General features: G+C 47.4%; 19 protein-coding genes. 8 read left to right on the top strand and 11 right to left on the bottom strand.

Annotated features, from left to right (window positions below):
• Positions 1-747: a class I SAM-dependent methyltransferase gene (locus RCO25_RS29410; protein ID WP_308999639.1), complete on the bottom strand. Its 747-nt coding sequence runs from the start codon at positions 745-747 to the stop codon at positions 1-3.
• 189 nt (positions 748-936) lie between these two features.
• Between RCO25_RS29410 and RCO25_RS29405 the strand changes: the two genes are divergently transcribed.
• From RCO25_RS29405 to RCO25_RS29395, 3 genes are read left to right on the top strand one after another with little or no spacing between them, the layout of a single operon-like run.
• Complete coding sequence (locus RCO25_RS29405) at positions 937-2,268, top strand: spore germination protein (RefSeq protein ID WP_308999638.1); 1,332 nt, start codon at positions 937-939, stop codon at positions 2,266-2,268.
• Positions 2,265-3,365: a GerAB/ArcD/ProY family transporter gene (locus RCO25_RS29400; protein WP_308999637.1), complete on the top strand. Its 1,101-nt coding sequence runs from the start codon at positions 2,265-2,267 to the stop codon at positions 3,363-3,365. Before RCO25_RS29405 ends, RCO25_RS29400 begins: the two co-directional genes overlap by 4 nt.
• Entirely contained in the window at positions 3,362-4,453 is a 1,092-nt protein-coding gene (locus RCO25_RS29395; protein WP_308999636.1) for a Ger(x)C family spore germination protein, read from the top strand. Before RCO25_RS29400 ends, RCO25_RS29395 begins: the two co-directional genes overlap by 4 nt.
• Before the next feature lie 74 nt (positions 4,454-4,527).
• On the opposite strand, the gene fni is transcribed toward RCO25_RS29395, so the two are convergent.
• On the bottom strand, positions 4,528-5,583 hold the full coding sequence (gene fni, locus RCO25_RS29390) for a type 2 isopentenyl-diphosphate Delta-isomerase (RefSeq protein WP_308999635.1): 1,056 nt from the start codon (positions 5,581-5,583) through the stop codon (positions 4,528-4,530).
• 198 nt (positions 5,584-5,781) lie between these two features.
• A complete protein-coding gene (locus RCO25_RS29385; RefSeq protein WP_308999634.1) occupies positions 5,782-5,973 on the bottom strand; it encodes a hypothetical protein in 192 nt (63 codons plus the stop codon).
• Positions 5,974-6,233: 260 nt separating this feature from the next.
• Between RCO25_RS29385 and RCO25_RS29380 the strand changes: the two genes are divergently transcribed.
• Positions 6,234-6,899, top strand: a complete 666-nt coding sequence (locus tag RCO25_RS29380; protein WP_308999633.1) for an FMN-dependent NADH-azoreductase — start codon at positions 6,234-6,236, stop codon at positions 6,897-6,899.
• 118 nt (positions 6,900-7,017) lie between these two features.
• On the opposite strand, the gene RCO25_RS29375 is transcribed toward RCO25_RS29380, so the two are convergent.
• Positions 7,018-7,548, bottom strand: coding sequence for a hypothetical protein (locus RCO25_RS29375; RefSeq protein WP_308999632.1), 531 nt, complete (start codon positions 7,546-7,548; stop codon positions 7,018-7,020).
• Positions 7,549-8,081: 533 nt separating this feature from the next.
• Here RCO25_RS29375 and nagB point away from each other — a divergent pair.
• The 4 genes from nagB (at position 8,082) to RCO25_RS29355 (ending at position 10,512) form a co-directional block, all read left to right on the top strand.
• Positions 8,082-8,807 (top strand): glucosamine-6-phosphate deaminase, encoded by a 726-nt coding sequence (nagB, locus tag RCO25_RS29370; protein ID WP_308999631.1) that lies wholly within the window; start codon positions 8,082-8,084, stop codon positions 8,805-8,807.
• On the top strand, positions 8,808-9,998 hold the full coding sequence (nagA, locus tag RCO25_RS29365; protein WP_308999630.1) for an N-acetylglucosamine-6-phosphate deacetylase: 1,191 nt from the start codon (positions 8,808-8,810) through the stop codon (positions 9,996-9,998).
• Positions 9,999-10,174: 176 nt separating this feature from the next.
• Positions 10,175-10,348: a hypothetical protein gene (locus RCO25_RS29360; RefSeq protein WP_308999629.1), complete on the top strand. Its 174-nt coding sequence runs from the start codon at positions 10,175-10,177 to the stop codon at positions 10,346-10,348.
• Complete coding sequence (locus RCO25_RS29355; RefSeq protein ID WP_308999628.1) at positions 10,330-10,512, top strand: hypothetical protein; 183 nt, start codon at positions 10,330-10,332, stop codon at positions 10,510-10,512. Before RCO25_RS29360 ends, RCO25_RS29355 begins: the two co-directional genes overlap by 19 nt.
• Positions 10,513-10,649: 137 nt before the next feature.
• On the opposite strand, the gene RCO25_RS29350 is transcribed toward RCO25_RS29355, so the two are convergent.
• The 7 genes from RCO25_RS29350 to citZ all read right to left on the bottom strand — a co-directional run bounded on the left by RCO25_RS29350 (position 10,650) and on the right by citZ (position 19,307).
• A complete protein-coding gene (locus RCO25_RS29350; RefSeq protein ID WP_308999627.1) occupies positions 10,650-11,432 on the bottom strand; it encodes a DeoR/GlpR family DNA-binding transcription regulator in 783 nt (260 codons plus the stop codon).
• 2 nt (positions 11,433-11,434) lie between these two features.
• Entirely contained in the window at positions 11,435-12,391 is a 957-nt protein-coding gene (locus RCO25_RS29345) for a sugar kinase (protein ID WP_308999626.1), read from the bottom strand.
• Positions 12,392-12,433: 42 nt separating this feature from the next.
• Positions 12,434-12,862: a hypothetical protein gene (locus tag RCO25_RS29340; protein WP_308999625.1), complete on the bottom strand. Its 429-nt coding sequence runs from the start codon at positions 12,860-12,862 to the stop codon at positions 12,434-12,436.
• Between the two features lie 214 nt (positions 12,863-13,076).
• On the bottom strand, positions 13,077-15,221 hold the full coding sequence (gene recQ / locus RCO25_RS29335) for a DNA helicase RecQ (protein WP_308999624.1): 2,145 nt from the start codon (positions 15,219-15,221) through the stop codon (positions 13,077-13,079).
• Positions 15,222-15,345: 124 nt separating this feature from the next.
• Positions 15,346-16,287 carry a malate dehydrogenase gene (gene mdh, locus RCO25_RS29330; RefSeq protein WP_308999623.1) on the bottom strand — a complete coding sequence of 314 codons (942 nt, stop codon included), beginning with the start codon at positions 16,285-16,287 and terminating at the stop codon, positions 15,346-15,348.
• 441 nt (positions 16,288-16,728) lie between these two features.
• Positions 16,729-18,024, bottom strand: a complete 1,296-nt coding sequence (gene icd / locus RCO25_RS29325; protein ID WP_308999622.1) for an NADP-dependent isocitrate dehydrogenase — start codon at positions 18,022-18,024, stop codon at positions 16,729-16,731.
• A gap of 170 nt (positions 18,025-18,194) precedes the next feature.
• On the bottom strand, positions 18,195-19,307 hold the full coding sequence (gene citZ / locus RCO25_RS29320) for a citrate synthase (protein ID WP_308999621.1): 1,113 nt from the start codon (positions 19,305-19,307) through the stop codon (positions 18,195-18,197).
• Positions 19,308-19,473: the final 166 nt, after the last annotated feature.

The following is a 19,473-nucleotide window of genomic DNA, read 5'->3' as shown; positions in this document are numbered from 1 at the left end:
TTATTTAGCCCTTCCTGCCATAATCATGCGTGGAGATTTTGAAGACTCATAAGGGGAACCGTCGTAATTGCCATACAGCTGCTCCAAGACCAGCCCGCAGCCTGCAAGTTGGGTTTTGAACCAGTCCAGCTTGTACAATTTTACCCGTTCCAAATACTCCCTTGGCGCTTCTTTGCTCTGCGGATGGAACACGGTAATTTCCTTTTGCACCCAGCCGTCTTCAATAGACCGAAGCTCTTGGATCACTAGCCCGGTATCTTCATCCCTTCGTTCCGATCGGGGCACTAGGGTATGTTCCACATAAACGGGATTAAGGAAATCGATAAGAAACGAACCATTCGGCCGCAGCACTTTGCGAATATTACGGAGTACCTTCACATTGTCATCTTCATACGAGAAATAGCCGAACGAAGTAAAAAAGTTTACGGTCGCATCGAAGGTGCCTGCTTCCAACGGCAGCTCGCGCATATCCCCTTGCTCCCATTTTACGGCGCCCTCTATATCATGACGGCGGGCTTCCTCCAGTAAGCTCGGTGATAAATCGATGCCGGTTACTGAATAGCCGAAGCTTGCGAGCGCTAGGGCATGCCGTCCCATTCCACAGCCGATATCAACCACCTGCGCTCCTTCGGAGAGTCCCAGCCAAGAGATCATTTGGCATACCTCTTTAGCGGCGTTTTCCCAGTTGCGATGTTTATAGACAAGCATATAGTCGGAGCCGAAGCTCTGTTCGTACCATGGTTTCATTTTCGTGCTCTCCTTCATTATGAACCTAAGCCAAGAAAATCAATTTGATTGCTTAATTGTACTTGAATTCCAACTTACTCGCAAAACAGTTTCCACCAGGCATAATTTTTGGGTTTTGACACAAACTATGGAAGCTTATCCAATAAGTCCATTGTATGATTCGCAAATGAATGAAAGGGGGAAACCGGAATGAATGAGCGTATTCGCTTGTTGTTTGCAGAAGCCGTCGATATTAAATTGGAAATTTTGCATAACAGCGAAATGACGATCGAAGTTGCCTATATCGCACCTCTATGCGAAGAAAATAAAATAAACGATTTCATTATCGTCCCGTTTACGAAAGATTTCTACCCTTTTGAAAGCCAGCTGAAAACGAATCCTGAATATCGCGTAGTCGATGATGTCGCCAAATGGCAGGAACTAATGCTAAGAGGCAATGTGCTGATTGAATCAAATGAAATCATTTATTCCTTCGATGCCTCTCGTATCATAAGCATTGAGAATCCGCAAACGCAGGTAGAGAGCGCCATTCAGGGGCCTCAGCTTGCTTTAAGCGAAGATCTAAACATCTCTCTAAACCTGATTCGCAGCATGTATCCCTCTCCGGACCTGTCTGTTGAAGAGCATACCATCGGTTCATTATCCAAAACGCCTGTATTCGCATTGTTTGATCAGCGCCGCGTTGATCCTTCCGTACTCGATAACGTACGTACGAAATTAACGACAATCAATGTAGAAATGCTGCATGCCGCAGGCGAGCTTGAGAAACTGCTCGTCGGGAAACGCAAGCATTTGTTTCCGACGGTCTTAATTACAGAGCGGCCCGATCGAATAACCAAAGCGATTTCCCAAGGTAAAATTATCGTTCTCTTGAAAGGCAATATGTTTGCTATTATTTTGCCTGCTACCTTCTTCGATTTCATGCATGCGGTGGAGGATGATTATGAAGCGTATTGGATGACCCGTTTTCTCATCTTTCTCCGGTACACATCCATCGTGCTCACGATTACCCTGCCTGCTCTCTATATTTCAGTCGTCTCCTATAACCCAGAGCTGTTCCGCGTGCAGCTGGCCTTCTCGATTGCGGGAAGCCGCTCCGCTGTTCCTTATCCGTCGTTCATCGAAGTATTTATTATGCTCTTTATGATCGAGACGCTAATTGAAGCGAGCATTCGCTTGCCCCGTTACATTGGATCTACAGCAACAACCGTAGGGGGGCTTATCCTCGGACAAGCTGCCCAGCAAGCAGGGCTTGTGAGCAGCATTATGATCATCGTTACTTCCGTTGTGGCGATATCGAATTTTGTTATTCCTGTTAACTCGCTTTCCTTTGCGGTCCGTTTTTTAAAATATCCGCTTATCGGCATTTCGATTTTCTTCGGCATCTCCGGTGTCGCGGTTGGCATGTTTATTTACATCACCTATCTTTGCAACCTTAGAAGCTTTGGTAAACCGTATATGCGGATTTTCGGAAAATTAAGGCCGTTAGAAGGCGATGTAGGGCAGGTGAAAATCAAGTGAACCGCTATGTTTTCTATAACTTCATACTCGTTAGCTTCATCAACCTCATGCTTTATGTTCCGCATATTTTAATCAATTTTCGATATACGGGTGCTGTATCTTCCATGCTTATCGGCATTGTCGTAGGCACGGTACTCGTGTACATGTATACAAGCGCAATGGCTCGTTTTCCCGGCAAAGGTCTGCCTGAAATTTTAAAGTTCTATTGTCCGAAATGGCTGGTAACGGTCAATATGATTTTTTTTGGAATTATGTGGTGGTTCGCGACGACGATTGTTGTGGTTGCCTATGCCGTGCTCATCAATCGTTTCTTTAATCCCGATGCAAACTCGATCATCATCTTATTGATGCTTGTCCTCGCCTGCGGTTATGCAGCCACACGCTCAACGCTAACGGTCATGTTCGTCGTAGAGATCGGCCTGATCGTCAATGCGCCGGTCATTTTGTTTGTATTGTTTAAAGCGACGCGAAGTACGCAGCTCAATTGGGATGCCATTCATGTCGTAGCCAATTATGTAACAGCGATGCCCACTCTAACCTGCATTGCGGCAGCATCCTTTATTTTCACAGGTTATATCAATCTCTCGTTATTCAATCGGCTGTTCCCGCCGAACTTTCGTTTCAAATTCCGTTTTATATACCCGTTTTTTGGGGCGATGATTATGCTGATTACTTTTTTTGTCCCCATCGGTTTCCATGGGACAGAAGGCGTCAATCAATACATATACATATGGAGTTTAACTGCTGATTCCTTGCTCATGCAGTACGGGTTTATTGAACGCGTATTATTTCTTTTTCTAATCGTTTATTTGAATTTAACACTCGTCTATACGATGTCCGGATGGCATCAGGCGATGGAGTTTATCAAGAGCTGTTTTCCCAGCAGCAAGCCAGAAATCGACAGCCCAAAAACACCGGTATCCAACTATGTCATTGTCGGCATTTTTGCATTGCTGACGTTGATCTACCTCGTCATGACCAATGAGAAAATGAACATGCTCTTTACTTCTTATTGGCTTGTTGTTCGGTTATTCGTTGAGTTATACGTTGTCATATGGGTTTTTGTGTTAAGCAGGAGGAGGTCGAAAGCCGCATGAGACTCATCATCCGAATCTTTCTGACGATCACGGCCATTTGCATGCTGGGCGGGTGCGGCTTCAAGGATATCGATAAGCGATTCTTTGTCGTTGCATTAGGGATAGACTTGTCGGATAACGAGAAAAAACCTTATCGGCTTACGCTCCAGCTTGCCGTTCCTTCTCCAAAGATCGAGCCGGGCGCATCCAAAGTGCAAATTGAAACGATTGATACCGCAAGCGTTGCTGAGGGTGTCCGCATGCTGAAGGCCTATGTCGACAAAGAGCTTGATTTCGGGCATTGCAAGGTTTTTATAATCGGAGAGAAGCTGGCGCGCCAAGACTATCAAAATTTACTGCAATGGATGTCAAGAAGAAGAGATATTCAAAGCGTAGCCGACATCGCAATTGGGAAGCCCGATGCCGAGACTCTGCTTCAGGTTAAGCCCGTCTCTGAGCGTTACCCAGGCAATACGCTGTTTCTAAGCTTTGGAGCAGATGGTACAGAATCTTCCTATACCTATGTGGAATCCGTGTCCGACTTTGCAAGGCGAGCTTCAGAACATGGACTTGATCCCTTGATGCCCGTTATTCAAAGGGACAGCAAGGAGAGTTACATCATCAATCGAACGGCTCTACTCAATAAAAAACGAGTGAAGCTCGTTTTATCCCCTTCGGAATCCCAGCTGTACAACCAGCTTGCCAAGGATTTCACTAAATCCTCCATGCATGGAATGTTCGAAGGAATGGATCTTGTCGTCGCGATTACTGAATTGCATTCTAAATTCCAAATTGACAAGGTCGACGGAGAAGATACGATTACAATGCATGTCATGATGAAGGTTGTTTTTGAGGAAGCGCCTAGAGGGCTGTACGAGACAAACTGGGCTACCATTGAACGAGATTTAAATCAGGAATATGCTAAAACCTGCGTTGCCCTGCTAAAGAAAATTCAGAAGGCCAAAGTTGATCCAATCGGTTTTGGGCTGCGTTATCGCGCTACCCATCCGGGAAATGGCGCTTGGAAGCAGTGGCAGTCTATTTATCCCGCAATTAAATTTAAAGTCCTTGCCGACATCAAAATTGAAGGTACCGGGCTTATCAAATAAACCGCTCAGCAAAAAGAGGTGCAGCAGCAGATTTATTGCTTCTGATACACCTCTTTTTTTTGCCTTGCCGGCTCTTATTTAAGCAGCAGCCGATTCGTTTGTCTTAGTTCGCTTACGGAGCCCGCTCCAATTCCGAACATCGCTGTGCGCAGCTCGAATTCAATCCGTTCGAATTGCTGCAGCAATTGCTCTTGCGATGCGACATTGCTGCCTTTCGCTGCCTGCGGAAGCAGAACGCGTCCGAAACCAGCCAAGTTCGCGCCGAGCGCAATGGCTTTCGCAGCATCGACGCCTGTACGCAAGCCTCCGCTCGCAATAATATTCGCTTGCGGAAGCCGCTCCCGAATCTCCACTACGCTCTCTGCAGTCGGTATTCCCCAATCTGCGAATGATTCAGCAGCCTGTCGCCGCATTTCGTCGCTGGATCGGAATTTCTCTACTTGGCTCCAAGAGGTTCCGCCTGCACCAGCCGCATCAATAAAGGACACGCCAACACCGGTAAGCGCTGCAGCTGTATCCGCATCGATACCCCAGCCCACCTCTTTTACGCCAACGGGTACGTTTAATGCCTTGCAAACTTGTTCAATCGCGGAAAGCAGGTGACGGAAATCTGTGTCCCCCTCTGGCTGGAATACCTCCTGCATACTGTTCAAATGCAGGACGAGCGCATCCGCTTCCGCAATTTCCACCGCTCTGCGGCAGGATTCTATCCCAAAGCCGTAGTTAAATTGAACCGCACCGATATTGGCAATGACAGGAACTGTCGGCGCATCGCTGCGGATGGAGAAAGAGCTGGCCAGGTCTTCGTTCTCTATTGCGGCCCGCATCGAGCCGAGCCCAATCGCCCAGCCCCGCTCCTGCGCGACAACGGCCAAGCGGCGATTGATAGCGCCCGCTTCATCCGTTCCTCCAGTCATGGAGCTCACGAGCAGCGGAGCGCCAAGATTTTTGCCAAACCATTCCGTATCCAGTCTAACTTCGCTAAAGGAAAGCTCAGGAAGCGCATTATGCTTAAAGCGATACCTCTCCAGCCCCGTTTCGATGCCCACGCTGTTCACTTGCTCCTGCAGGCAAATGCGAATATGCTCTCCCTTGCGCTTCGCGGTTGCTGCTTGCTGATCTACTGACATGCTCGTACCTCCCAAGCCAAAACGGGCAGCGTCTTCTATGGCGGCGCAGCTCACGTTTCGCTTCTCTATCAATTTATATCTTATACTGTTTGATAAGCTCCTCAACTACAAGCTGACCACAAAGCGCAACGATTGGCGTTCCGCCTGTAAACCACAGTCCCTGAATATCGTTTGAACGATTGCCAGGGCGAAAAAAAGTTAGCCTAGCTCCATTTGATGATATGCCGTAAATAGAACCGCGATCGCTGACATGTCCCGCTCCAGCTGCTCCGGCGTATATGTAATGGTTACGTCTGCTTGTTCCAAGTAATCTATACCAAATCCGGCAAGACGACTACGTACTAGCATAGCATAATTTTCTGTTTCTCGCTCCCAGCTCCATGATTTCATTGAGCTCCTTATAGAGCCTAATCAATGTTTTGCCGTGAAAACAACAGCTTCCTTACGAATAAAGAAATGATCAATCATTTATAATAGTGTAATTAAATTCTTTGTCAAACCCCTCAATCCACTGGTTTTATTAGAATTAAAATAGGAAAATATTCATTTGACAAGCGATAAGATAAAACGTATATTCTTGATATGTTATATCGTCGATTCATATTATCGACATTATAATCATAACCATACACTTGAAGGAGATAAAAAACATGGAACGTATTCTTATCATTAACGCTCATCCAAAAGTTGATTCGCCCACCTCATATAGCCTGCAAGTTTTAAAACATTTTTTGGAGGCAAATAAGGAGCAAAACCCGTCAGCTGCCATCGAACAAATCAATCTTTATGAAGACCATGTTCCGGCAATTGATCAAACTGTCCTAACTGCCTGGGAGAAGCTGGCTAAAGAAAAAGAACTAACCGAGGAGGAGAATAAGGTTACAAATCGCATGTCTGAGATCCTCCAGCAATTCAAAAAAGCGACCAAATATGTCATCGCTCTGCCCATGCATAACTTCAACGTACCGTCAAAGCTGAAGGATTACGTAGATAATGTGTTAATCGCCAAGGAAACTTTTAAATATACGGAGAACGGCTCAGTCGGATTATTAAAAGATGGGCGAAGCTTGCTAGTCATACAAGGAAGCGGCAGCGTATATACCAATAACGATTGGTATACGGAGGTCGAATATTCTCATAAGTACTTGAAATCCATATTTCATTTTATCGGCATCGAAGACTACCAGATTATAAGAGCCCAAGGGACTGCTTTCTTAAATCGGGATGACGTGCTGAGCGATGCCTACAAACAAGCGGAAAAAGCCGCTGCTCATTTTGCAAAAGGCAATGAAATAGCTGGTGCAAGCAGAGCGTAAAGCATTCTGAATAACGCATACGCATGACTAAGAGGGGGCCGAAGACCCCCTCTTAGTCATGCGTATGCTCCTTTTAGGCAAGAAATCAGCAGCTCAATTCCCGCTACCCTCAAATGGGCTAGCCTTTAGCAAGCTCCTTAAATTGAGCTTCCATATATTCTGTCATCCAATGGTTCACTTCCCATAGATCTGCAACCGGCTTCTTGGTGAATGGTTCGGTAGGCATATAGGACGGGGGTCCGAACTCAGCGGTAAAGGTCGCCCATTCTTTCCCTGTATCCGCTTGCTTGGTAAATATCCGCTTCCACCAGTTCATGAACAACGCCAGCTCGGTCCCATATTCCGGAGCAGCCGGATGTGGCACCTGAGGCCCTTCTGGGAAACCAACACGACCATGGATATGGATCGTCCGCTCGATTGCAATAGCTAACTCAGCTTCGTGATTTTCCAAATGCGATTCGCACACGTTGACCCAATGACTGAAGTCCGCAGTGATACGCAAAACCGGAAATTTCTTAAGCAGCCTAGCCGTTGTCCATGGCGTAAACATCGCACGGCTTCGATGCGTTTCATGGCCCACTGCGAGGCCAGACAGCCGTTCAATGACAAGAGCTTTCTCATAGAATCGGTCTTGCTCTGTTTCCGTCATGCTGTCCCTTGCGCTTTGCGAGACGACAAACAGCGGCTTAAAGTGAGCATGGAGACGTACCGTATTTGTAAGGGAAGGACAACTTTTTGAAATATTACGCCAAATGAAATAATTTCAACACCACTACCTGATGTGCTTACAAAGTCATGAAGCGAGCGTCCTGCCGCATGGAATAGTTCCTCCAGTAAATGAGGCATCATAAGGAAGGTCGATCCTCGATCAAATGTATAATAACCCAGTTTCAAAGCATAAGATCTTCCGCCGGACATAAGACTGCTTCTTTTTCTCCTGTCCAAAGCTTCATCTCATAATATACAAATGTTATACATACACAAATAAAAACTGTAAATAAAAAGACAAGCCTATTCATTAAATGTTCTAATCTTTTATCCTATTAACGATATGGCAGGAAGTTGTTGATCGAATAAATGATTGTAAAAATCATATATATGATTTTTACAATCATTTTATATTGATAATCTGTCGAAACTCATATAAAATAAAGCTAACAAATTCATCAAGGGGGCATACGCATGGAAATGATCATGTTTGATACGCAGCAGGAATTGGACACATATGCAGCACAACTTTTTATAAATATCGTAAATGAAAAACCAAACGCCGTGCTTGGTCTTGCAACAGGATCGACACCTATTGGGATTTATGACAAAATAGTAGAGTCGTACAAGGAAAAAAAGGTTAACTTCAAAGAGGTTACGACGTTTAATCTGGATGAGTATGTCGGCATCACGCCTGAAAATGACCAAAGCTACGCTTATTATATGAACAAGCATTTGTTTTCACATATTGATATCACGGCAAAGCAAACGCATCTGCCTAACGGAATGGCTCCCGACATGGAAGAGGAGTCCGCCCGCTATGATGCCATGCTTGAGGCTCAACCTGTCGATATCCAACTGCTTGGTCTAGGCCACAACGGCCATATCGGCTTTAATGAACCGGATGTCAACCTATCCGGCGGTACTCATGCCGTTAAGCTAAAAGAGGAAACGCGCGAAGCTAATGCACGATTCTTCGCTTCTATGGACGAGGTTCCTGAATATGCGATTACAATGGGCGTCGGGTCGATTTTGAAAGCAAACACAATCTTATTAGTCGTCCGCGGTTCAGACAAAGCGGAGATTGTAAAGGAAGCATTGACGGGTCCGATCACGACAAGCGTGCCTGCTTCATTGCTTCAAACACATGCCCGCGTTATCGTTCTCCTTGATCGCGAGGCTGGAAGGATGTTAGTTTAAATGACTTTAAGCTATGCTAATTGGATCATTCATAACGTCAATATTGTCCTTGAAGACCGGGTCGAAACCGGCAGTGTCATCGTTCAAAACGGTAAAATATCGCAAATTATTACTGGAGATGCTGCTGAATCAGCTGCTTCAGCAGCAGAGGATCTTCCTCTCATTGACGGTCAAGGTGGCTACCTGCTTCCCGGCTTTATTGATGTGCATGTGCACGGCGGCTTCGGTGCTGATTTTATGGATGCCAGCAGAGAAAGCTTTAATACCATTACTAAATTTCATGCTTCGCAAGGCACGACAGGAATGCTGGCTACAACGATGACCGCCTCTAAGGAAGCTATCGAAGCTGTACTGCAGGCCGTTTCCGAGTACCGCAGCAGCGAGATGCCTTTTGCAGCTTTGTACGGCGTACATTTGGAAGGTCCTTTCATAAGCGAGAAATGGCCCGGCGCTCAAAATCCCGCTCATATCCAAACACCGCAGCTGGAATGGATGCAGCTTTGGCATTCGAAATGGCCTGATCTCATTCGGCAGCTTACGCTAGCACCCGAGAAAAAGGGCTCTATCGAAACCATTTCTTGGCTGGCTGAGCAAGGCATCAACACGGCTTGTGGGCATACGGATGCCGTTTATAATGAAGTCATCGCCGCCGCTGATGCAGGTTTGTCGCAAGCGGTTCATACGTATAACGCGATGCGGGGACTCCATCACCGCGAGCCGGGAACGCTCGGCGCAGTGCTGACTGATGACCGTATTGCCGCAGAGCTTATTGCGGACGGCATCCATGTTCATCCTGCCGCGATCCGGCTGGTGCTTGCCGCGAAGCCATCGGACAAAGTCATTCTGATTACAGATGCGATGGCGGCTGCCGGCATGCCTGATGGTGAATACAGCCTGGGCGGCTTAGCCGTTATCGTTAAAGAAGGTGAAGCTCGTCTGCGCGAGGGAAATGCCTTGGCAGGCAGCTGCTTAACGATGATCAACGCGATTCGATTCATGCTTGAGCACACCAACCTGCCCCTGGAGCAGCTTAGCCGATTAGCAAGCGGCAATGCAGCGAAACAGCTCGGCATTAGCGACCGTACAGGGTCCATTGCAAGCGGCAAGCAAGCCGATCTGGTTTGGACCGATGCACAGCTCCGGATCAAGCAAACTTGGGTCCAAGGGCGTTCCGTTTTTGAAGCTCGCTAAGGATAATATAAGATCGAAAAAAAAGAAAGCACGGACGCTAATCATGCCTCCAGTGCTTTCTTTTTATGAACGGCTATGTAAATAGAAATACATTGTTGTCTTAGCATACCGATGAAACAAAAAATTCCAACCTAACGTCTTAAAGATATAGATTCATTATTTAGGCGGGATTTGATGTGAGAATAGGATCTTCTTTTACCCTCTTGCTGTTAGGCATGCTGCTTCTTACAGGCTGCTCAAACACGCAAGCCGAGCATCAACCTTTAAACGCTGTCCGTGAAGCGGCTTGGAACAGTCTTTCCTCGGATGAAAGAAGGTTAACTCTCGCGGATTGGCAAAAGCAGAAGTAGAAAAGATCAATTTTGATGATATGATAAATCAATTCTCTATTCCTAAGGGCGGGGAACCAAAAAGTAAAATTGAACATTTGTACAAAGTGACCTTTGATCCAAAACTTACCATCTATGTGAACGGTGATACGAATAAGGTCGTCGGAACGCTGAACAAGATTTAGTCGTCCCGCATGGGCAGCGATAGCATCCGCTTCAACACATGAAATATTCACAAAACCGCTCATGCTTTGACTTTAGCGGTACAGAAAAAAGACGTCAAATCCAGTCATCAGGATTTGACGTCTTCCCAAACAAGTGGTTAACCCGTTACATGTACAGAAATACCTTGCTGCTTCATCACTTCCGCCAGCTCCTCTGTGAGCGGGAGATCTGTAATAACACCGCGCAGTTCCGCCAGAGCAGCGATAGAGAATAACGAGGTACGATCTGTTTTGGTATGGTCGAACACGGCGTAGGCCGCTTGCGAACGTTTAATAAGTGCTTTGGCAATTTGCGCTTCTTGCTCTGAATAAGTCGTAATACCGCCAGCAGCAGAAATACCGTCGACGCCAATAAACATTTTTCCGATATGCAGATGGGCTACCATGCCCTCCCCGAGCGGACCGCACAGCTCGAAGCTGTTGTGTCGCATGATGCCGCCGGTTACGACAACTTGAATATCGCTGCCTGCAAGCTCCATGGCGATGTTAACGGCATTCGTTACGACCGTAATTCCCTTCCGGGACTTTAAGGTCTTCGCAATAAGAAAATTGGTTGTGCCTCCCGACAAACCAATCACGTCGCCTTCCATGATTAAAGAGGCAGCAAGCTCGGCTATGTGCTCCTTCTCCAGAATCGAAAGGCCTTCCTTCTCCGCAAACGGCATATCCCTTACCGAATTCATGCCATCGTACATCGCCCCGCCAATGGTGCGGATCACGGGATATTCGGCTTCCATCTGCTCCAAATCCCGGCGAGCCGTCGCTTCCGAACAGCCAAAGCGTTCAACCATTTCCGGTATCGTAACTCTTCCTTGCTGTTTTAGCAGCTGCAGAACGGCCTCACGGCGCCGCTGCCCCTTGTTGCCGTTTGCTTCAGCCATTGTCAGCGCTCCACCCAGGCTTTGGCGGACATCCGCTGCTCAACGACGCTCCACTCCGGCAAAGCTTCCCAGTCCCCGCGCATCTGCACGACTAATGAACCGTTAATGCTCGCAAGGCGTACCGCTTCTACTGGAGACAAGCCTTTCATAATGCCTGCCAAGAAGCCCGCACAGAAGCCGTCTCCCGCACCGACCGTATCAATGACTTGCTCGGCTGGATAAAATGGCAAGCTCTCCTCTTGCCCATTATTCAATACGACCGTTGTATCGCCTCTGCCCTTAATAATGGACACTGCTTTCAGCTCGGTCAGTTGACCTTTGATATGCTCATAGTCATCTGTGTCATACAATAGTTTCAGCTCGTCCCATCCAGGCAAAAAGTAATCCGCCTCTGCGGCAAGCGGCAAAAGAATCTCTCTGGCCTGCTCAATCGACCACAGCTTAAGACGCAGGTTCGGATCAAAGCTGACCAGAACGCCCGCTTCCTTCGCGATATCAACCGCACGGCGGAGGGTTCTTCGGCAATCCTCGCTCAGCGCGGCCGTGATACCGGTTACATGAAGCAGCTTAGCGCCACGAATATAATTCTCGTCCAAGTGCTCAGGCAGCATCCGACTGGCAGCCGAATGCTTTCTGAAATAGTGGACAGCCATTCTGCCGGCTACATGCTCGCGGAACATCATCCCTGTCGGTGCTTCGGTGCTGACCTGCGCGCGCGATACGTCAACGCCTTCACCTCTCAGCGTTTTTAATATTATCTTGCCGAACGGATCATCGCCCAGCGCGCCGAACCATCCGACGGAGGTACCTAGACGTGCAAGCCCGATTGCGACATTGCTTTCCGCTCCGCCGAAGCTTTGTTCAAGCGTCGCGGCACGTTCAATCGACTTATGCTCCTGCGGCATAAATAGAGCCATGGATTCGCCAAACGTTACAATTTGCGGTGATGATTCATGCACGTTAAAATCCCCCTACCACGTTTTATAATTAAGCATAAAGAATTAAACTTCCAGCATTGGAAACTTCATAAAGTAAATGATCGCGATGTACAGCACCAACACGATGATACTCATAACACGTGCTTTGCTAATATGCGCTGTTGCGCTCTTGCCTTCTTGAATGGAAGCTACGACCAGCTTAAGCGGCTTGGAAATGATACCGCCCAGCGCGGCTACTCCAAGGAAAAGCACGACTACGATTATCATCCAAGCTACCGTGTAATCAGCCTGGGACATCAAATAACCGCCAGTAAGCAGCTGCAAAATAAGAAAGTACTGAGCGATGCGATTCGCCGAAAGCAAACCCTCCGCCAGACCTCCTTGTCCAACGCCGGCTAGCTTGGACGCTCTGCCTATCATGATTGGCAGCACGATATAAAACCCCATTCCGACTGCACCTAATACATGCAAAAACAACATTGCCTTATCCATTTTTACTCCTCCTGTTTTGGTAAAGCGTAATCAACGACCCACTCCTGCCAAAATTGTGTATATCGAATAGTTTATCAGAAACGAGATTTTTTTCAAATGACTACGCTCCCAATCCGGGCCTTTATACATGCATTTAGGATACAAATCCTGAATCGTTCCCGAAATTTTCACACCTGGGCGCCAATGTCTTCAAATGAATAAATGATATCCCTCTTTATCCTTTAAAACCATATTTACTCATAACCCCATGAATTGCAAAATAAGTAACCTCCTCGGGCAATGCCTCCTTAATCGGCCGCAGCTTCTCCGTACCTTGCTCGCCTATGGCATCCACGATCAATTGCTCGTATTCTGCGGGAATTATTCGGCTCCAGTCTACTTCCTCGCCTTCATCCGCACAGCGGATAATATGGCCTTCTATCGTCACTTTGCTTAAACCGCGATCCTTCGCTATCTCGTCCGGTTCTTGTCCCGCTGAAAAAAGCGCAAGCGTCGTCAGATGGCTTGGCTGCTCATCGTCGCCCGTACTTTTACCAAACTCTCTTGGGACGGCCGAAATTTTCACAGCTGTCCTGTCTTCACCATCAAAAGCTTGAATAATGGCGAGCAAATCCTCACCGTATTTTTCCGCTTTCGCCGCGCCGATCCCTTTCACGCCTAACAGCTGGTCAACCGACTGCGGCTGCGCATTGGCAATTTCCCGGAGCGTTGCGTCGAAGAAAAGCATAAACGGCGGTACCCCTTCCACAGCGGCTTTTTCTTTGCGCCACTGCTTTAGCGCATCGAACAAAGGCGATGCATTGGCGCTATCGGCAGATGCGGCTTGCCTTACGGTGGCTCTTACTCTTTGCATGATCGATTCGCGGCCTTCCAACACCGGAAGCGCGTTCGCCGTTAAAGAGACGACCGGGTATTGCCCATCGCTGAGCTTTAAATAGCCTTCTGAAACGAGCCAATAAAGCCAATCCGCAATTTCCTTCTCGGGCAAATGACGCATCAAGCCGTAGGTGGACAAGCGATCAAGACCGAACTCAAGCAGCCGCTTATCCCTTGATCCCTTCAGTACTTTAGCGGCCATCGTCACTCCAAAGCGACCTTTCATCCGGCCAACGCAAGAGAGCGCCATCTTTGCTTCCTCTGTCCGATTGACTGGCTCGCTCTTATCCAGGCAGCTGCTGCATTTGCCGCAAGCTTCGACACCGGTCTCACCAAAATAATCGACGATAAATTGCTGTAGGCAGCGCTGAGTACGACTGAAATTCATCATCGTATTAAGCTTGGACAATTGAATAGACTTACGGTCAGAATCTCCGGTGCCCTGTTCGATCAGGAAGCGCTGTACTTGCATATCGGCAGGTTCGAATAAAAGAATACATTCACTCTCTTCGCCGTCACGTCCCGCACGGCCAGCTTCTTGGTAATAGGATTCGATGTCACTGGTCATCTGCCAATGAAGCACGTAACGTACATTGGGCTTGTCGATCCCCATGCCAAACGCATTCGTCGCGACCATTACGCGAATATCATCAAATCGGAATTTCTCCTGCGTATCGGCCCGTTCCGCATCCGATAAGCCGCCATGGTATTTACCAGCTTGAATGCCTCGGCGTGTCAGCTGCTCATAAACATTCTCGACTTCTTTGCGGGTTGCCGCATAGATGATGCCGGACTGTTCCTTGCGCCCGGACACAAAACTCTCAAGAAACTTCTTCTTATCCACTCCCGTAATGACGGATAGCGACAGATTGGGTCTGGCAAACCCGGTAACAAATACGCTCGGGTCACGAAGCTTCAGCATTTCCGAAATGTCTGCCGCAACCTCGGTCGTTGCCGTCGCAGTAAATGCAGCTACGAGCGGCCGATCCTTCATACGGGCAATCCAGCCTGCAAGCTGGCGGTAGCTTGGACGGAAATCATGTCCCCATTGCGATACGCAGTGCGCCTCGTCAATCGCGATGAGCGGAATGGACAGCTGCTCCGACAACGACTGGAACATCGGCGCGTCAAGTCGTTCAGGCGCAACGTACAGCAGCTTATATTCGCCCTGCATGGCATTCCGCATGACTTCACGATACTCAGCAGCTCCTAATGAGCTGTTAAGAAACGCCGCGGACACGCCTACCCGACGCAGTGCATCCACCTGATCCTTCATTAATGAAATAAGTGGCGATATAACAAGTGACGTACCCGGCATAAGCATCGATGGAATTTGGTAGCATATCGATTTCCCGCCTCCGGTAGGCAATATTGCCAATGTATCGCGCCCCTGCAATATTCCCGAAATAATATCCTCTTGTCCCTTTCGGAAAGAATCGTAACCGTATACCCGTTTCAGCGCTTCTCTGGCTTGTTCGATCAACCTGACCCCTCCTCCTCAACCAAAACTTTTACGCTCTAAAAAATAAACAGGGAGGACCCTGGCAGCATTCTGTCAGGGTCCTCCCAAACGCATTCATTTATTTCATCTGCGAGCAGTTCGTAAATTAGCCAGTTACGACTTGAATAACATTGCGAACGGATTGAGCAGATTTATCAAGCGCGGCTTTTTCTTCAACAGTCAAATCAAGCACAAGCACTTTCTCGATGCCGTCGCCACCAATGATTGTCGGAACGCCCATGAACAGATTATCGTAGCCGTATTCGCCTTCTAGCAAGGCGATTACCGGAATAATGCGTTTTTTATCTTTAAGAATGGCTTCTGTCATTTGCACTAGGGACGCTGCAGGTGCGTAGTACGCACTGCCGTTGCCAAGCAAGTTAACGATTTCGCCGCCGCCGACGCGAGCGCGTTGCACGATTGCTTCAATACGTTCTGCTGGAATCAATTTTTCGATTGGAATACCGCCAACGTTCGAATAACGAACAAGTGGAACCATATCATCGCCGTGTCCGCCAAGCACGAAGCCGCGAACGTCTTCAACGGATACATTCAATTCTTGGGCGATAAATGTGCAGTAACGAGCAGTATCAAGTACGCCGGATTGACCGATTACGCGGTTCTTCGGGAAACCAAGGGTTTGGAATGCCGCATAAGTCATCGCATCAACCGGGTTACTTAGGATGATCACGTAAGCGTTAGGACTAGTAGCTTTGATGTTTTCGCATACCGATTTCACAATGCCTGCGTTTGTGCTTACAAGATCATCGCGGCTCATGCCTGGTTTGCGAGCGATACCCGCAGTAATGATTACAACATCAGAATCTTTCGTGTCATCATAGCTTGCAGTACCAATGATGTTAGCGTCTACGCCTAGTACCGGAGTAGCTTCAAGCATGTCAAGCGCTTTACCCTTAGTTGGGTTTTCAAGCGGTGCGATATCGACCAGAACAATATCGCCTAGTTCTTTTTGAGCAAGCATAAGTGCTGTAGTCGCGCCTGTGAAGCCAGCTCCTACAACTGTAATTTTTTTACGTTTTATCGCCATCTTGTGTAAATCCTCCCGTAACATAGCTTATTTTGAAGGGGAGAGGGGAGACCCCTTTGACTCCCATTTTTTCATTTACGATCCTTAATGCTTTTCGAACCCACCTAAATCCTCCCTTCCAAGGGAGGACTCCGAGGCGCTGCGCCCTCTGGACACCTGCCAATTGGACGAACGCGGGAGTTTGACCTGCGCGCATTTGCAACTGTTGAGCTTGGCTCGCTTTCATCCCTGCGGGACACGCTTTACGCTTCTGGAGGAATGTGTCCCTTGCGGGACGCCATTCCTAGAGCGAAGAGCGGGAATTGTCCCTGCGGGACGCCATTCCTAGAGCGAAAAGCGGGAATGTGTCCCTAGCGGGACGTCATTCTTAGAGCGAAGAGATTAGGGATGCAATTGAAAAGATATGGGGGATTCCCCTTATTATTTAAGCTAAAGAATGGACTACATGTTTTTGATGATTTCGTCTGCGAATGCGGAACATTTTACTTCTGTTGCGCCTTCCATCAAACGTGCGAAGTCGTAAGTTACTGTTTTGTTGTTGATTGATGCTTCCATACCTTTATAGATAAGGTCAGCCGCTTCCTGCCAGCCTAGGTGCTCAAGAAGCATTACGCCGGAAAGGATTACTGAACCTGGGTTTACTACGTCAAGGTCAGCATATTTAGGTGCTGTGCCGTGAGTTGCTTCGAAGATTGCGTGTCCAGTCAAGTAGTTGATGTTCGCGCCTGGAGCAATACCGATACCGCCAACTTGAGCAGCAAGAGCATCGGACAGGTAGTCACCATTAAGGTTCAATGTTGCAATAACATCGAAATCAGTTGGACGAGTTAGAACTTGTTGCAAAGCAATGTCCGCGATAGCGTCTTTAACGATTAGCTTGCCAGCAGCTTCTGCTTCTTTTTGTGCTTTGTTAGCAGCGTCAGTGCCTTCTGCTTCTTTAATGCGGTCGTATTGACCCCATGTGAAAGTTTCGTTAGCGAATTCTTGCTCAGCCACTTCGTAGCCCCAATTTTTGAACGCGCCTTCTGTATATTTCATGATGTTGCCTTTGTGTACGAGCGTTACGGATTTTTTGCCGTGTTTGATTGCATACTCGATCGCTGCGCGAACAAGACGTTGTGAACCTTCTTTCGATACTGGCTTGATGCCGATACCGGAAGTTTCAGGGAAGCGGATTTTGTTAGCTCCCATTTCGTTTTGCAAGAACGCGATTACTTTTTTCACTTCTGCGGAACCTTCTTGGTACTCGATACCCGCGTAGATGTCCTCTGTGTTTTCACGGAAGATAACCATGTCAACGAGCTCAGGACGTTTTACTGGGGATGGTACGCCAGTGAAGTAACGAACCGGACGCAAGCAAGTGTAAAGATCAAGTTCTTGACGAAGAGCAACGTTCAAAGAACGGATACCGCCGCCGATAGGCGTTGTCAAAGGTCCTTTAATCGCTACGATATATTCGCGGATTGCAGTAAGCGTATCAGCCGGCAACCACTCGCCGTACTCGTTGAATGCTTTTTCGCCTGCAAAAACTTCGTACCAAGCGATTTTTTTCTCGCCGTTATAAGCTTTTTCTACCGCTGCATCAAGAGCGCGTTTCGAAGCCTTCCAAATGTCGCGGCCTGTGCCGTCGCCTTCGATGAAAGGAATAATCGGGTTGTTAGGAACTTGAAGAATACCGTTGTCAATTGTAATTTGCTCGCCTTCTGTTGGAAGTGCGAATTTTTCGAACTGGGCCATGAATGAAATCCTCCTTAGAATGGTACCTGCCGCTGAGGCAGGTAAAAGTTAATATTATTTCATGTAGGTATATAATCTTTTATATGTATAGCCTTATAAAGGATTATATTTTGAATGAGAGAACGAACGGCTTGTTCGCCCTCCAATTCAATTATATCCTACATTTGCGATTAGCGCTTCTCGATCGGGATGTACTTAGCATTAACAGGTCCAACGTAATCTGCACGAGGACGGATCAAACGGTTATCTTGGTATTGCTCAAGAATATGAGCGCTCCAACCGGATACGCGGCTGATCGCGAAAATTGGCGTGAACAGGTCGCGCGGAATTTCAAGCGTGGTGTAAACGGAAGCGGAGTAGAAGTCAACATTCGGCTTCAAGCCCTTTTGTCCTGTTACAAGCTCTTCAATTTTAACAGACATTTCGTAAAGCTCCATGTTGCCTGTCAGTTTGCCAAGCTCGCGCGACATTTTTTGCAAATGCTTCGCGCGCGGATCACCGTTTTTGTATACGCGGTGACCAAAGCCCATGATTTTGTGCTTATTCGCAAGCGCGTTGTTAATAAAGCTCTCAACGTTAGCTGCAGAACCGATTTCTTCAAGCATTACCATAACAGCTTCGTTCGCACCGCCGTGAAGAGGACCCTTCAAAGCGCCGATTGCGGATGTTACGCCCGAATAAATGTCAGACAAAGTAGCAACCGTAACGCGAGCCGCGAATGTCGAAGCGTTCAATTCGTGGTCAGCATGAAGAACGAGTGCTTGATCAAGTGCCTTAACAGCAACTTCAGCTGGCTCGTTTCCAGTTAGCATATATAGGAAGTTATATGCGATTGACACGCCTTGCTTTGGAGCTACCGGCTCTAGTCCTTGACGGATGCGCGCAAATGCAGCAATAATCGTTGGCAGCTGTGCCTGCAATTTAATTGCTTTCAGTTGGTTCGCTTTTGGGGACATGTCGTTAGCGGAAGCATCATACAATGCTAGACTGGATACCGCTGTCCGAAGAGCAGCCATCGAGTTTGTATCTTTTGGATATAGCTTGATTTGATCGATAACGCCTTGCGGAACTGCTGCATATTGATCCAGTTGCTTTTGCAGCCCGTCAAGTTCAGAACGGGTAGGTAATTTTCCGTACCAAAGCAAATATGCGACCTCTTCAAATGATGCATTTTCCGCGAGATCATCAATATCGATACCACGGTAAGTCAGTACGCCATCAATAATCGAGCTGATGGAGGACGCCGCGGCTACAATGCCTTCCAAACCTTTAGTTGCTGTCATCGTTCTCTCTCCTTTAACATGGGTATCGTTAACAATAAAAGGGATTCATTTTTGTACCGTCGCCTTTAATCATAAATGATTTCGGCACTGAAGTGAACAAATACGGACATAAAAATGCTTTATCAGCATCATTAATATTTTTTTCGCTTATTATTTCACCACAACG

This window comes from Paenibacillus sp. LHD-38 (assembly GCF_031157315.1).
Taxonomy (GTDB): Bacteria; Bacillota; Bacilli; order Paenibacillales; family Paenibacillaceae; genus Pristimantibacillus.
Note: the sequence above shows the minus strand (reverse complement) of the source record. Positions and strands in the feature narration are given on the sequence as shown.

Bases quoted from the DNA above. Each gene is read 5' to 3' on its own strand.
- RCO25_RS29380 (WP_308999633.1), top strand. From the start codon at position 6,234: ATGGAACGTATTCTTATCATTAACGCTCATCCAAAAGTTGATTCGCCC.
- RCO25_RS29340 (WP_308999625.1), bottom strand. From the start codon at position 12,862: ATGGATAAGGCAATGTTGTTTTTGCATGTATTAGGTGCAGTCGGAATG.
- fni (WP_308999635.1), bottom strand. From the start codon at position 5,583: ATGTCAGTAGATCAGCAAGCAGCAACCGCGAAGCGCAAGGGAGAGCAT.
- nagA (WP_308999630.1), top strand. From the start codon at position 8,808: ATGACTTTAAGCTATGCTAATTGGATCATTCATAACGTCAATATTGTC.
- RCO25_RS29385 (WP_308999634.1), bottom strand. From the start codon at position 5,973: ATGAAATCATGGAGCTGGGAGCGAGAAACAGAAAATTATGCTATGCTA.
- mdh (WP_308999623.1), bottom strand. From the start codon at position 16,287: ATGGCGATAAAACGTAAAAAAATTACAGTTGTAGGAGCTGGCTTCACA.
- RCO25_RS29375 (WP_308999632.1), bottom strand. From the start codon at position 7,548: ATGACGGAAACAGAGCAAGACCGATTCTATGAGAAAGCTCTTGTCATT.
- RCO25_RS29395 (WP_308999636.1), top strand. From the start codon at position 3,362: ATGAGACTCATCATCCGAATCTTTCTGACGATCACGGCCATTTGCATG.
- icd (WP_308999622.1), bottom strand. From the start codon at position 18,024: ATGGCCCAGTTCGAAAAATTCGCACTTCCAACAGAAGGCGAGCAAATT.
- RCO25_RS29405 (WP_308999638.1), top strand. From the start codon at position 937: ATGAATGAGCGTATTCGCTTGTTGTTTGCAGAAGCCGTCGATATTAAA.
- citZ (WP_308999621.1), bottom strand. From the start codon at position 19,307: ATGACAGCAACTAAAGGTTTGGAAGGCATTGTAGCCGCGGCGTCCTCC.
- RCO25_RS29350 (WP_308999627.1), bottom strand. From the start codon at position 11,432: ATGGCTGAAGCAAACGGCAACAAGGGGCAGCGGCGCCGTGAGGCCGTT.
- nagB (WP_308999631.1), top strand. From the start codon at position 8,082: ATGGAAATGATCATGTTTGATACGCAGCAGGAATTGGACACATATGCA.
- RCO25_RS29410 (WP_308999639.1), bottom strand. From the start codon at position 747: ATGAAACCATGGTACGAACAGAGCTTCGGCTCCGACTATATGCTTGTC.